This is a genomic window from Brevibacterium sediminis (assembly GCF_024895295.1).
Classification (GTDB): domain Bacteria; phylum Actinomycetota; class Actinomycetes; order Actinomycetales; family Brevibacteriaceae; genus Brevibacterium; species Brevibacterium sediminis.
The window spans coordinates 193,002-207,025 of record NZ_JAHQRN010000007.1; the positions used below are offsets into that span (position 1 = coordinate 193,002).

General features: G+C 66.9%; 11 protein-coding genes. 6 read left to right on the plus strand and 5 right to left on the minus strand.

Annotation, left to right across the window (positions count from 1 at the left end):
* Positions 1-10 precede the first annotated feature (10 nt).
* The 4 genes from KTJ89_RS16130 to KTJ89_RS16145 all read right to left on the minus strand — a co-directional run bounded on the left by KTJ89_RS16130 (position 11) and on the right by KTJ89_RS16145 (position 7,030).
* Positions 11-1,948 (minus strand): penicillin-binding transpeptidase domain-containing protein, encoded by a 1,938-nt coding sequence (locus tag KTJ89_RS16130; RefSeq protein WP_259358460.1) that lies wholly within the window; start codon positions 1,946-1,948, stop codon positions 11-13.
* Between the two features lie 224 nt (positions 1,949-2,172).
* A complete protein-coding gene (locus KTJ89_RS16135; RefSeq protein ID WP_259358461.1) occupies positions 2,173-2,907 on the minus strand; it encodes a response regulator in 735 nt (244 codons plus the stop codon).
* A gap of 112 nt (positions 2,908-3,019) precedes the next feature.
* On the minus strand, positions 3,020-4,945 hold the full coding sequence (locus tag KTJ89_RS16140) for a sensor histidine kinase (protein WP_139909350.1): 1,926 nt from the start codon (positions 4,943-4,945) through the stop codon (positions 3,020-3,022).
* A 180-nt stretch (positions 4,946-5,125) separates the two neighbouring features.
* A complete protein-coding gene (locus KTJ89_RS16145) occupies positions 5,126-7,030 on the minus strand; it encodes an MOSC domain-containing protein (RefSeq protein ID WP_259358462.1) in 1,905 nt (634 codons plus the stop codon).
* Positions 7,031-7,143: 113 nt separating this feature from the next.
* On the opposite strand from KTJ89_RS16145, the gene KTJ89_RS16150 reads away from it, so the two are divergent.
* The 3 genes from KTJ89_RS16150 to KTJ89_RS16160 all read left to right on the plus strand — a co-directional run bounded on the left by KTJ89_RS16150 (position 7,144) and on the right by KTJ89_RS16160 (position 10,072).
* Positions 7,144-7,437 (plus strand): metal-sensitive transcriptional regulator, encoded by a 294-nt coding sequence (locus tag KTJ89_RS16150; RefSeq protein WP_062862662.1) that lies wholly within the window; start codon positions 7,144-7,146, stop codon positions 7,435-7,437.
* An 86-nt stretch (positions 7,438-7,523) separates the two neighbouring features.
* Entirely contained in the window at positions 7,524-7,736 is a 213-nt protein-coding gene (locus tag KTJ89_RS16155) for a heavy-metal-associated domain-containing protein (protein WP_139909352.1), read from the plus strand.
* Positions 7,736-10,072, plus strand: coding sequence for a heavy metal translocating P-type ATPase (locus KTJ89_RS16160; protein WP_259358463.1), 2,337 nt, complete (start codon positions 7,736-7,738; stop codon positions 10,070-10,072). The genes KTJ89_RS16155 and KTJ89_RS16160 overlap by 1 nt, the downstream gene beginning before the upstream one ends.
* A 309-nt stretch (positions 10,073-10,381) precedes the next feature.
* Here KTJ89_RS16160 and KTJ89_RS16165 read toward each other — a convergent pair whose 3' ends face one another.
* Entirely contained in the window at positions 10,382-10,663 is a 282-nt protein-coding gene (locus tag KTJ89_RS16165; protein WP_139467472.1) for a hypothetical protein, read from the minus strand.
* 475 nt (positions 10,664-11,138) lie between these two features.
* On the opposite strand from KTJ89_RS16165, the gene KTJ89_RS16170 reads away from it, so the two are divergent.
* Genes KTJ89_RS16170 through KTJ89_RS16180 form a run of 3 tightly spaced genes read left to right on the plus strand, consistent with a single transcriptional unit; the run spans position 11,139 to position 13,940 of the window.
* Positions 11,139-11,684 (plus strand): hypothetical protein, encoded by a 546-nt coding sequence (locus KTJ89_RS16170; protein WP_173157836.1) that lies wholly within the window; start codon positions 11,139-11,141, stop codon positions 11,682-11,684.
* Positions 11,684-12,649: a response regulator transcription factor gene (locus tag KTJ89_RS16175; RefSeq protein WP_259358464.1), complete on the plus strand. Its 966-nt coding sequence runs from the start codon at positions 11,684-11,686 to the stop codon at positions 12,647-12,649. Before KTJ89_RS16170 ends, KTJ89_RS16175 begins: the two co-directional genes overlap by 1 nt.
* A 4-nt stretch (positions 12,650-12,653) precedes the next feature.
* Positions 12,654-13,940: a sensor histidine kinase gene (locus KTJ89_RS16180; protein ID WP_139467474.1), complete on the plus strand. Its 1,287-nt coding sequence runs from the start codon at positions 12,654-12,656 to the stop codon at positions 13,938-13,940.
* Positions 13,941-14,024: the final 84 nt, after the last annotated feature.

The following is a 14,024-nucleotide window of genomic DNA, read 5'->3' on the forward strand; positions in this document are numbered from 1 at the left end:
TAGGTGGGGGTCAGTTGACGTTGTCGAAGAATTCGTGCACCACCGGCACGGCCGCCTCGGCGCCGAATCCGCCGTCTTCGACGAGCACGGCCACGGCCAGGTCGCCCTGGAATCCGGCGAACCACGAATGGGTGCGCGGCGGGGAGTCATTGCCGTATTCGGCTGTTCCGGTTTTGCCGTGGACGGGATCGCCGGGAACGTCCTTGAGATCGGTGGCGGTGCCCTCGGTGACGACCGCTCGCATCATCTTCGAGATCTCCTTCGCCGCTTGGCCATCAAGGGCCGGAGGATCGTCAGCCCCTTCCGCACCCGACTCGTCGACGCCGGCATCGTCGAGGGCATCACCGAGCACGAGCTGCGGGTCCACGGTCTCCCCGGCCTGCACCGAGGCGGCCATCGTCGCCACGGACAGCGGGCTCGCCTGCACCTTGCCCTGACCGATCATCTGCGCAGCATGCGTGACCTCATCGTCGTCGGCCGGCACCGAGGCGGTCTTCGCTCCGATGCCCAATGTCGCAGCCGTCATGCCCAGCTGCTCGGCTGCTGCGGTCAGGTCGTCGCCGGTGACCTCGTCCCCGGAGGAGACGAAAGCGGTGTTGCACGAGTGTGCGAAGTCGCTGGCGAAGCTGACGTCGCCGAGCACTTCATCTTCGGCGTTCTTGAACCTCTTGCCACCGACCGTCGCTGTCTGCGGGCAGTCGATCGTGTCGTCCGGCTTCACTCCGGATTCGAGGAGCGCGAGGCCCGAAGCGATCTTGAACACCGAGCCGGGAGCGTACTGGCCGCTCAGCGCTCGGTCCCAGGCCGCTCCTTCCGGGTCGTGGTTGGCCACGGCGAGGACGTGACCGTCGCTCGGTCGGATGGCGACGAGAGCTGTCGGTTTCCTGCCGGTCGCAGCCGCCTTGTCCGCGGCTTCTTGGATCCGCACATCGAGGGTGGTCTCGAGATTCTCGCCGTCTTCGGCTGTGAAGGCATGGAGACTCGTCAGCTTCGTCGTTCCGCCCGTGTCATCGCTCGCATCGCCTTTCGCGAAGACTTCGACGCCGCCGGGTCCGCTCAGCCGATTGTTGAATGTCTTCTGCAGACCCGTGCGGCCGATGATCTCGCCGGGGATGATCGTGGCCTGGGATTTCTCGATGTCGTCGGCGCTGGCCTGCCCCACGGAACCGAGGGTGGCCTGGGCGAACCCGCGGGACCGGGTCAGGGTCTGGGTATCCTCGGTGAACAGCACTCCCGGCAGATCGTGGATGGCGTCCTTGACCGACTTGTAGTCGCCTTCGCGCAGCGTCACGACGGGGACGAGCTGGTTGCCTTCGGCGTCATCGACGGACTTCTCGAGATCATCGGCGTCGAGGTCGAGGGAGTCGACACCGTCGTTGAGTCCGCTGACGAGTCGGCCGATGGTGTCGGGTTCGAGTCGATTCGGGTGGACGCCGATGTCGACGACCTTCTCCTCCTCCATGAGCACTTCATCATCGGCACCGAGGATGTTCCCCCTCCTTCCCTGGTTCGCGCGCAGTTCGAAGCGACCGCCCTTGCCGAGCTTCGGGTGGATGGCCTTCTCCGTGAGATCCGCCCACCAGAAGAGCCCGTTCTTCTCCAGGGGCAGCTGTGAACTGTATTCCCAGGACTCTCCGTCGTTGTTCGCCCACGTCCAATCGAGTGTGGCCAGGGTCCGACCGTCGGCCTCGGTGATGTCGTCGACGGTGACCGACCGCAGGTCGACTCTCGTGCCCAATGCCTTCGTGACGCGGTCGAACAGGCCCTGGGCGAGGTCCTTCTCATGCCAGATGTCCGAGCTCAGCTGCTCTTCGGCGAGGTCGTGGGCGGCCGCCTCGGCGGCGGAGGACTTCGTCATCGGCAGCCGGAAGAGAGCGAAGACTCCGGCTCCGGCGAGCAGCACGAGGACGAGGGCGACGGCCAGCCAGACCCGGGACTTCTTCGACATGGAACCATCCTCTACCGGGGTTCGCCCGATGTCCATTGCCCTGCGGCGAGACCGGCGCAACGTCGGCCCCACGACCGATTGTTGGGGCGATCCACGGCGGTTTCGGCGTTCAGAACGCCGTGGATCGACCCAACAATGCTTGCGGCGTCGGTCACGGGCGCGGTGACAGAGCGATCAGCCCGCGGCGTCGGTCACGGTCGGCTGCTCGCGCACGTACTCCGCGGTCAGCCTGCGTCGGGGACGACGGTGTATTCGAGGACGGGACGACCGGCCGAACCGTATCGGGGACGGCGTTCGAGCATGCCGGCGTCGGCCATGGATTCGAGGTAGCGGCGAGCGGTGACTCGGGAGACCCCGAGCCCTTCGGCCAGCTCTGCTGCGGACTGGCCGGGATTCTCATCGAGCAGGCACTTCACCTCGGCCTGGACCGCATCGGGCACTCCCTTCGCGGTCGCCGCCACGGTGTGCGTGCGCAGGGCCGAGATCGCTTTGTCGACCTCGGTCTGGGTGACCTCGCCGTCGTTCGAATCCCCGCCGAGGCGGTTGCGGAAGGACGAATACGCCTCGAGCTTGGATTTGAAGACGGGGAAGGTGAAGGGCTTGATGATGTACTGGGCGACGCCGTAGGACAGAGCCTCCTGCACGATCTGCATATCCCTGGCAGCGGTGACCGCGATGATGTCGACGTCGACGCGTTGGCCGCGGATAGCGCGGCAGACCTGCAGCCCGTGCCCGTCGGGCAGGTTCATATCGAGGAGGACGAGATGGACGCCGGAGGGATCGAGGCCGTAGATCTGACCTGTGAGAGCAGCCATCGCCTGAGTGGCATTCTTCGCCACTCCGGCGACGTGATAGCCGTCGATGCGGTCGATGTACTTCGCGTGAGCACGGGCGGCGACCACCTCATCCTCGACGACGAGCACACCGATGCTCGATTCAGGCGCAGTTGTGTCCGACATGCCGCCAGTCTATCTTCACCCGTTTGACAGCGTCCCGGATCGTGTTGCAGTCCCGTCACATCCGGTTCCGGTCCACCTGGGCGGTGCCGGCATCACCGGCGATCACCCGCCCCTATCCGACCTGCCCGTCGCCGGACTGTCCGGAACCCGACCTGCCTGCCGCGGTCTGACCCGCCCCGATCTGACCCACATTCCCCGGGTCGGGCAGCCACACCGTGAGCACTGCGCCCTTGAATCGGTCGCAGTCCTCCCCGTGGCCCTGCACGTCGACGGCTCCCCCGAGGCGGCGGATCGCCTGCACGACCAGGGACAGCCCGACCCCGCGGGTGCCCGTCTGCTGGCGACCCTGTCCCTGGTCGGTCTCGACGCCATCGTGCTTCGTCGACCAGCCGCGCTCGAAGATCGCGTCGAGGTATTCCTCGTCGATTCCCGGGCCGTCATCGCTGACCTCGATCGTGAATCCGCCGGGACCGCCGGAGCCGGAGAGTTCGACATGGACTCTCTTGTCCTCGGGCAGTACGTCCTGCCTGCTCAGGGCGTCGAAGGCATTGTCGACGAGGTTGCCGAGGATCGTTGCGAGGTCGCGATCGTCCCCGCCGAGGTTGCCCGTGAGGTCCGCGGTGTCCACCGTCATCTCGATGCCCGCCTCGGCGGCTTGGGCGATCTTCGACAGCAGCAGCGCCGAGAGGACGGGATGGTCGAAGGTCATCGACCCGTCACCGTTGACCCTGTTGAGATCGTCGATGTCCTTGGCCGCGAAGTCGATGGCCTCGTCGACGTGCCCGGTCTCGAGCAGGGACACGACCATGTGCAGCCGGTTCGCGTATTCATGGGTCTGCGCGCGCAGGGAATCGGAGAAGGAGCGCACGGAGACGAGTTCGCCGGAGAGCTCGGCCAGCTCCGTGTGATCGCGCATGGTCACGACCCACGTGTCGCTGGCCGCCTCGGTGGGCTGCTGATTGACGACGAGGACACGGTCGTCGGTGTAGTGGATCTCGTCACGAGCCCACCGTCCGGAAGCGAGCAGATCGTGCAGCGCCTCGGGCAGGTCGAGTTCGCGCAGCGGCATCTCCTCCGCCGAGGTGGGGCCCGAGTCCGCATCGTCGCCGGCGGGCGGCATGCCCAGCAGTTCCCGGGCCTCGGTGTTGATGAGCACGATCCCGCGGGCTCGGTCGACGAGCAGCAGTCCTTCGGAGACGGCCGTGAGCACGGAGGAGTAGAAGTCGAGCATGCTGCGCAGCTCGTCGGCACCGTAGTCACCGGTGACCCTGCGCAGTCCCCGCGATGTCACCCAGGACGAACCGATGCCGAGGACGAGGGTGAGGACGGCGATGCCGATGAGCCATTTGCCCTGCGCCAGGAAGCCTTCGCGGACCGAATCTGCGGAGCTGCCGACGATGACGGCGCCGACCACGGTGTCCGATCTCAGTCCGTCGACGCCGACGTGCTCGGCGTAGACGGGGGTGACGACGTACATGGTGCCGTCGGCCGGGCCGCCGTCGTTGATGAAGCGCACGGTCGACCTGCCATTCTGCAGGGCCTGTCCGTCGACGGCCTGGGCCAGCTGGTCGATGGAGTCCTCGGGGATCTTCCCGGAATCCGCCGAGGCGGTCTTCGCTTCCAGCGCCTGCTGGCGTCCGGGTGAGCCCAGGGTCGGCGGCGTGAGGAGGAAGTCGATGGGCACGACCGCGGCGATGTCGAAGCCGTATTGGCTGATGACGTTGTCCAGCAGCGTCTGAACGTCGTCGCGGGATTCGGAATCGAGGTAGTCGTCCTGGCCGACGTCACCGGTTCCGACGAGGCCCAGTGACATCGAGATGTTGTCCGCGGCCGACCGCAGCAGGTCCTGTTCGCGCTTCGTGTTGAGTTGGGAGAGCTGGAGGTAGAGCAGACTCGTCGTGAGCACCATGATGCCCACGAGCATGATCGAGTTAGCGAACATGATCCGCCCGGCCGCGGAGAGGCGGACCCACCGACTCAGGCGACCCACCGGTCCGGCGGGCCCCTTCGACAGCACGGTGCGCTTCTTCTTCGGCATGGAATCCATTGTGCCACCCGCCCAGCCGCCGTCTGCCTGATCGGGCCGGAAGGTCATTCGGCGGGTTCAGAGGGCCGGCTGGTTCAGTCCGCCTGGTCAGTCAGCTGTGTCGGCCTGCCGGGTTCAGAGCGCCAGGCTGGTCGGTCAGCCGCGCCATTCCGGCCGGTCGGCCTGCCGGGTTCAGAGGGCCAGACTGATGGGCCCGGCGGGAACCGCGGAGCACACGAGCACCTCGTCGCTCTCGACGCGGGCGGCGGGTTCGATCGGATAGAGCACGGACCCGGCGGCCAGGGACACCGAACAGGTTCCGCAGGATCCGCCTCGGCAGGAGCTCGGCGAGCGGAATCCGCGCGCTTCCAAGGATTCGAGCAGGGTGCCTTCCTGCGGCTGCCAGACAAAGCTCGTGCCCGATTCCTCCAGTGTCACCTCGGCGGGCGAGCATGCGGCGATAGCCTCGCTCATCCCCGTGTTCGGAGAGGCGAAGGTCTCCTGGTGGACGGCGGGAACGCCGGCCTCGTCAGCGGCGGCGAGCACGGCCGCCGTGAAGTCGCGGGGTCCGCAGACCATGACGTTGTCGCAGCCGGCCACCCAATCCACGAGCTCCCGGTGGCCGGGTCGACCGGCCGTCGCGGTGTCGCGGTGGTGGGCCTCGACGGGCACGGCACCCGAGTGGGCACGGTCCTGCAGCCGGTTCCACAGGCAGGCGGTGCGGTGGTCGCGGTCGACGTGGACGAGGCGGATCCGGTCGGTGGCGGGCAGGCCGGCCAGCCCATCGCTGCGCAGCAGTCCGAGGCTCGGGGTGATGCCGATTCCCGCGGTGATCAGGGCCGTTGTGCCGCCGAAGACGCGGGAGGCGGTCATGGTTCCGTGCGGGCCGGAGGTGAGGATCCGCTGCCCCTCGTCCAGCGACGCCACGGCGCGGGAGCCCTTGCCTTGGGTGCGCACGGCGATGCGGACGATGTCGTCGTCGACGTCGGTGATCGTATAGGTTCGCCAGAACGGTGCGCCGAGGTCGAGATGGACGCGCAGGTTCGTGCCCGGTTCGTCGAATTCGCGGATCCAGCCGAGGTCGTCGCGCAGGGCCACCTCGACGATGTCGTTGCAGATCTGCCGGCGGCCGACGACGGTCATGAACCGCGGAGTCCGTGCGACCTTGACCAGTTCCCGCGGGGCCGGGCCTTCGACCGTGATCTCGTCGCCGGCCGCGACATCGCCGGTCTCGAGGATCTGCCCGTAGATACCGCAGTGCAGATGCCCGCAGGCGGAGTTGAGCAGACGTGGGACGTTGACGTCGACCTCGGTGGTCGTCGGGTTGACGGTCGTCGCCGGGCAGCGTTCGATCGTCGAACGGATCGCCAGGCGCACGCCGCCGAGGCGGATGATCGAACCGATGAGCGCGAACTCCTCGAACGGGGCGAGTCCGTCGACGAGGATGTTGCCGCGGAACCGCAGCGGGTCGAGCTCGGCTGTGGGAGTGACCGGGTCGTCCGTGTCCGCCGGGTCGACCGCCGTACGACCGGCAGCTTCCGCGCTCAGCCCGAGGGCCGCGCGGCCCTCGTCGGTATCGGCGATCGCGGCGACCGTGGCGGGGTTGATGAGCGAGATTCCCGAGCGCTGCGAGTCGAACATCCCCTGATCCGCGACGGCCAGGCAGCGCGGAAATGTACCCTGAGGGGGTATCCGCTCGGAGAGGAACATCGCCGAGGCGGCCCTGCCCTCTTCGTCATCCGTGGAGAAAGTCGTCGACTCCCCCGTCGGGGCCGTGAGGGTCACGGTCGCGGGAATATCGTCGACCGCCTCGGCGGTGGCACTCCGGCCATCCGGATCAGGTCCGGGCACGGATTCGGCGCCGACCGCCTCGGGGAGGGTCGTTGCGACCTGCCATTTCTGCAGGTCGGTGTCGTTCTTGAGCACGGTGAAGGCGGAGTACGAGTGCCAGGCGTCGCCGGGGACGTCGAGGCTGCCGTTCGTGAACGCCGCGATCCGGTCGCCGCGGATTCCGCGGTCCTTGACCACACGAGCCTCGGTGAGCTCTTCGGCGGGGAATCCCTTGACCGGGAACCGGAACAGTCTGGCAGCACGCATGATTCGATTGTAGGAGCCGGAGAACACGTCAGGGTCAGGGTGAGAGCAAACGCACAGCCGCTTCGGCGAGGATCGACCTTGATTTATACCCTATAGGGGTATACGGTGTGATTATGACTGAGCAACATGGATACACCCCGCAGAAGGACGCTCTCGCACGGAGGATGAAGCGGATCGAAGGTCAGGTCCGCGGAATCGGGAAGATGATCGATGAGGACAAGTACTGCATCGACATCCTCACCCAGGTCTCCGCCGCGACAGCCGCGCTGCACGCGGTCTCCATCAACCTCCTCGAAGAGCACATAGCTCACTGCGTCGTCGACGCCGCCTCATCGGGCGACGACGAAGAAGCGCGGAAGAAGGTCGAAGAGGCATCAGCCGCCATCTCCCGACTCATCAAGAGCTGAGCGGAGGGCCGCGTCCGCCCGACTGGGGTGCGACGACGCCTGAGGCTCTGACATCGGGAAGCACTCACAGCTGATAGGAGAGCACAATGACGACCACCACCATCACCGTTTCGGGAATGACCTGCGGACACTGCGAAGCCGCTGTCAAGGAAGAGCTCGGCGCACTTGCGGGCGTCTCGGACGTCGCCGTCGACCTCAACGCCGGGGGCGATTCCCCGGTCACGATCACCTCGTCGGACGCACTCGACGATGCGGCGATCCGTGCCGCCGTCGATGAGGCCGGCTACGAGGTGAAGTGATGCCTCGCGAGCTCGAGCTCGACATCACGGGCATGACCTGCGCGTCGTGCTCGGCGCGGATCGAGAAGAAGCTCACCCGCCTCGACGGGGTCACGGCGGAGGTCAACCTGCCGCTGGAGACCGCGCATGTGGTCATCGACTCCGAACTCAGCGACGACGACATCACCGCCGCCGTCGAGAAGGCCGGCTACGGTGCCACGGTGCGCAGCCCCGGCGCGGGCGGTGCCGGTCCGGAGATCGTCGACTACGATCCCCGCCACCTGCGACCGCGCTTCGCAGGCGCCCTCATCCTGGCCGTGCCGATCGTCGCGATCTCGATGGTCATGAGCTGGCACTTCACCGGGTGGCAGTGGATCGTCGCGATCCTCGCCCTGCCCGTCGTCACCTGGGGTGCGTGGCCGTTCCACTCGGCGGCGTACAAGGCTGCCCGCGGTGGATCGACGACCATGGACACCCTGGTCAGCGTCGGCATCACCGTCGCGAGCCTGTACTCGTACTTCACGCTGGGCCGGGCCGTCGCCGACGGTCACGGCTGGGCGATTCCCGCCGAGTACCACGTGTGGTTCGAGGCGGCCGCGGCGATCACGGTGTTCCTGCTCATCGGCAAGCTCACCGAGGACCGGGCGAAGAGCCGGGCGACGGCAGCGCTCAAGGCGCTGCTCGACCTCGGCGCGAAGTCCGCGACCGTGCTGCGGGAGGGAGCCACCGCGGACAGTGGGGCCGCTTCGGGCGGGGCTGCTGCGAATGGCGGCCGTGTCGAAGTGCAGGTGCCGATCGACGAGCTGACCGTCGACGATGTCTTCCTCGTCCGTCCCGGCGAGAAGATCGCCACCGACGGCGAGGTGCTGACCGGTCATTCGGCCATCGACGAGGCGATGCTCACCGGCGAATCCGTGCCGGTCGAGGTCGGCCCCGGAGATTCCGTCACCGGAGCCACGATCAACACCTCCGGTGTGCTCGAGGTCCGCGCCGCCCGAGTGGGTGCGGATACGACGCTGGCGGCCATGGCCGATCTCGTCTCCCGTGCGCAGAACGGGAAGCCTGCCGTGCAGCGGCTGGCCGATCGGATCTCGGCGGTGTTCGTGCCGATCGCCTTCGGCATCGCCATCCTCACCCTGCTCATCTGGGGCTTCGTCACCGGGGACTGGGCGGCGGGGCTGCATGCGGCGCTCACCGTGCTCATCATCGCCTGCCCCTGTGCCCTGGGTCTGGCCACGCCGACGGCTCTCGCGGTCTCGTCTGGACGCGGATCCCAACTGGGCATCCTCGTCTCCGGGCCCGAGGCGCTGGAGTCGACGCGGTCGATCGATACGGTCGTCCTCGACAAGACCGGCACCCTGACCACCGGCGTGATGCGCCTGACCGGAACCGAGCTCTCGCCCGCGGACTTCGATGTCCTGGCCCGATTGGAATCGCGCAGCGAACATCCGATCGCCCGCGCCATCGTCGACGCCGCGCCCGAGATCGTCGGGACGGGTTCAGCGGGAGCCGCCGCGACCGAGTCTGTCTCGACCGGGGCTGCCTCGACTGAGCCGGATTCAATGGGATCGGCCGAGGATTCGGCCAGGGCCGCCTCGGCGAGGTCGGTCGAAACCGCGACCGGGTCATCGGTCACGGATTTCGAGAACATCGCCGGCGGCGGACTGCGGGCCACGATCGACGGCGCCGAGGTGCTCGCCGGTCGCCCTGATCTGCTCCGGGAACGCGGAATAGCGGTCGACTACCCGACCGATTCGATTCCGCGTGGGGCCACGATCGTCGCACTGGCGATCGACGGTCAGTTCCGCGGGTTGAGCTTCGTCTCCGATGAAGCCAAACCGACGGCCAAGGCGGCGATCGACGAACTGCATTCGCTGGGACTGAGCACCGTGCTCCTGACCGGGGACAATGCTCAAGCCGCCGAGGTGGTCGCCGAGGCTCTCGGGATCACCGAGGTCCGCGCGGATGTCCGCCCGGAAGGCAAGGTCTCCGTGGTCAGCGAACTGCAGGGGCAGGGCCGGGCCGTGGCCATGGTGGGCGACGGGGTCAATGACGCCGCCGCTCTGGCCGGTGCCGATCTCGGCATCGCGATGGGGTCGGGCACGGACGCGGCGATGGCGGCTTCGGATGTCACCATGGTCAAGTCCGATCCACAGCAGATCCCGCAGGCGATCCGACTCTCGCGCCGAACCTTGGGGCTCATCAAGGGCAACCTGTTCTGGGCCTTCGCCTACAACACGGCAGCGATCCCGATCGCGGCGTTCGGTCTGCTCGACCCGATGATCGCCGGTGCAGCGATGGCGTTCTCGTCGGTGTTCGTCATCCTCAACAGCCTCCGCCTGCTGCGCTTCAGGTAAGCGCGGCGGGGCGGACCGCGACGGAGCTGCGGCGGGGCCCTCCGGCGACGGAGCTGCGGCGGGCACACGTCGGCCGCACAGCGGTAACCGACAAGCTGCCTCTTCCCGGACTGCGAGCATCCCCCACTGAAAGCGCCATAACACCCTGCAGGAGCAGGGCGTTATGGCGCTTTCGGTGTCTGATGCCTCAGCAGCTGTAGGAAGTGACAGTCACGCGAGGTGGTGCCGCGAGAGGGAAGTCGATGCCGGTGGCGCAGAAGACGAAGACGGCGTCCGGCGTCCGGCGTCTCGGCGCAGGACTGGGACGTCTTACCGCATGACCGGGTAGGACTGGTTCTGGTTCTGCGTATCCTTGCGCATCACCCAGTTGAGGTAGCTCGTGAAGCCCGACACCAGCACAAATGCGGCTCCGGCGTAGATGAACGCGTAGCCGAAGGCGCGGCCGTCCTGCCAAGCTCGAGTGACGATGATCGCGAGGACGAGAGTGACGATTCCGCAGACGGCGCCGACTTTGATCGCGTCCTTGTAGGACACCGTGCTGGTGGGCTTGCCGCCTGTGGACTTCTTCTTCGGGGTGTTCGTGGGCGCCATGCCTCTCATTCTACCGGTCCGACCTGAGAGCAGTCCCATCCTGTGGGCGAGATCAAATCTCGGTCGACCCCAACTGGAACTTCGATTCCACCGGCACCGAGGTGGGCCCCGCCAACCGTCCATCCCAAGCACCGAGGCGGCCACAAGACGCCTTGAAACCGGCGGACGACACGACGGCAGGTGGATCCGACGACGGCGCTGAGCCCTCTGCGCCGATGATCAGGTGGACTACAGGCTCGGAACAGGCAAAAATGAGGATGTGCCCGTCACTGTCAGACGCGCCTCCGGGGAGGAGCTGCGCTCATTTCACTCCAGCCAGGCCCCGCCTGGCTGTGAATCATGCGCGGACACCACTGCACCGACGACCACCGCCGCAGGCGTCGCAGCCGTCGGCCCCGGCCCCCTCGACATACCCCACTCGGCATCCCCCCGTCGCACCCTCCGTACCTTCACCGCGCTCATCCTCGCGGCGGTCATGACTCTCACCGTCACAGCGTGCGGACCCGATCGCGGGCTCAAGGTCTCCCCCGAGGGCAACCCCTCCCCCTCACTCTTCGCCCCCAACACCGAGGCAGCCGGCCAGGCGAACGAACCGTTCTCGCTCGACGAGGTCCGCAAGGCCATCGAATCGTCCTCGGGAATCGCCGTCACCGGCAGCGCCACGGAGACCGCCAAAGTCGTTGCCGACTGCGAGGATTGTCTGAAGTTCGCGTCGCCGTTCCTCAGCGGTGAACAGAAGTTCCAGCTGGTCACGGTGGCCAACCCCAAACAGCGGAATGAGATCATCGCCGGCGCTGTCATCAGCGAACAGAGGGGCAAGCCCCGCCTCGAGCTCATCGCCACAGGCAATCAGCTCAAGGTCAGTCCCGGCAGAAATGGGACACTGGTGGTGCAGGAGGCCATGTTCGCTGACGGGGACAAAGCATGCTGCCCGTCCGGCTGGTCGGTGCAGGTGTTCCGCCTGCACGACGGTAGGTTTGAACCAGGTCAACGCTTCACGCGGCTTAATGGAGAAACGTAATGCACATAGTTCTGGTCGAGGATGACGAGGTCATCCGCGAAACGACGCAGATCGGACTCGAACGCTTCGATTACACGGTCTCGGCCTTTGCCGACGGCCGCGAGGGGTACGAGTTCGTCTCCGCCAACGGCGCCGACGTCCTGCTTCTGGATCTCATGCTGCCGACGATGAACGGCGCGTCCATCTGCCGTGCCGTGCGCGAACGTTCGACGATCCCGATCATCATCATCTCCGCCCGCTCCGATGCCATCGACATCGTCCAGGCTCTCGAGGCGGGAGCCGATGACTACCTCACCAAGCCCTTCGACATGCAGGTGCTCAACGCCCGCATCCGCGCGGTCGTCCGCCGCTTCATCACCACCGGCACCGATCGGTTCGGCTACTCCCCCGCCCCCGAGGCGGATGAGCATCACGAAACCGTCATCGGTCCCGGCGGCATGGTCACCGGCGACGGCATCCCCGAGGTCCTCGGCGCCAGCCCCGGAATGGACACCCGGGATCGACTGCGAGCGCAGCTCGAATCCGATGACACCTACCTCGGTGCCGGTGGGAAATTCACCACCGCCCCCGAGACGGATGACGACGAAGAGGCGATCGGCGGCACCGGGGTTCCACCCCGCCCGAGCGGCACGCCCACTGTGGCCCAGGACCCGTCCGGCTCCGACGGCGGGCTGGGTCCGTTCCGCACACGACTGGGATCCCTCGTCCTCGACACCGGCCGGCTGACCGTCGAGGTCGACGGAGAGGAAGTCCACCTCACCCCGACCGAGCTGCGCGTCCTCCTGCTGCTGACCGAGCAGCCCGAACATGTGTACTCCCGGGAGAAGATCGCGTTCACGGTATGGGGATACGAATGGGCCGGTGACTCCCGCGTCGTCGACGTTCACATCCAGCGCCTGCGGAAGAAGATCGGGGCGAACATGATCGAAACCGTTCGCGGATTCGGTTACCGCTTCGCAGGCTGATCGCATGTCGCTGCGCTGGAAGATCTCTCTGCTCATCGTCGCCTCGGTGATCATCGCCGTGCTGTCGTGCTCGATCGTGTTGCGCCAATCCGCCGCACGAGCCGAGGACGACCGGATGCGTTCGACCGTGACGGAGCAGCTGACGAATGCGACGGCCATCTTCTCCGAAACCGGAGTGCTCACCCTCAATGCCCGCATCGACGATCCGGAGCTGCCCAAGGAAGCGCGCAAGTCCGCGCTCAAGGGCCAGAGTGTGACGATCCGGTCCGAGGTCGACGGTGAGGAGATCGTGTGGGCCGCCGCCCCGATCGAGGTCGGTTCGCACACCCAGGTGATCTCCGTGCGCGCCTCGACGAAGGACAGCCAAGAGCTCATCGGCCGCATCGACCAAGCACTGCTGGTGGGCATGATCGGCTCCGCCCTCGTTGTCGGCGGTGTGGGATCGATCGTCGCCGGCCGCATCTCCCGCAGGCTCACCCTCGGCGCTCAGGCTGCCAGGAAGATCGCCGCCGGGGACACGACGACGCGCATCGCCGATGTCATCGACGAATCCGATCAGGAGGTGTGGGCCTTCGCCACGGCCGTCGATACCGCGGTAGCCCGACTGACCGAACGCATCGACTCCGAGCAGCGCTTCACCGCCGACCTTGCGCACGAGATGCGCACCCCGCTGACCGGTCTGGTCAACGCCGCCAACCTGCTCGAAGAGGATTCCCGCCCGGCCGAACTCGTCAAGGACCGGGTCGTGCGCATGCAGGTCCTCGTCGAAGATCTCCTCGAGGTCTCCCGCCTCGACGCCGGCCGCGCCAACCCGGAGTTCACCCGCGTCGACGTCGATCAGGCGATCCGGTCCCTGCTGGGCACGATGGAAGCCTCGGGTGCCCTCGCCGGTCATCAGATCGACACCCATCTGGCGGCGCTGAATTCGACGCTGGTCACCGATGTCCGCCGTTTCGAGCGCATCGTCTCGAACCTGCTCGTCAACGCGATCAAACACGGTGGAGATCCCATCCGCCTGGAGACGAGCACGCGCAGCATCGTCGTCACCGACTCCGGCTCCGGCTACCCACCGGACATCGTCAACACCGGCCCGACCCGCTTCGTCTCCGCCGGCGGCGGCGGAATGGGCCTCGGTCTCGTCATCGCTCAGGGGCAGGCTCGGCTGCTCGGCATCACGCTGATCTTCAGTAACGACCCCGTAACGGGAGGCGCGCGAACCGAGGTGATCTTCCCTGACGAGGAGGCCCAGGATCGCGCGCTCCGGGAGTACATCGAGAGCCGATCCGAATGATTTCGCCGAGGCGGCCCCTCAACTCCATTCAGGGTGCTGACCTGGTCTGATGCCCGGACTCCGAGGTTTCGCTGGACCCAGCCT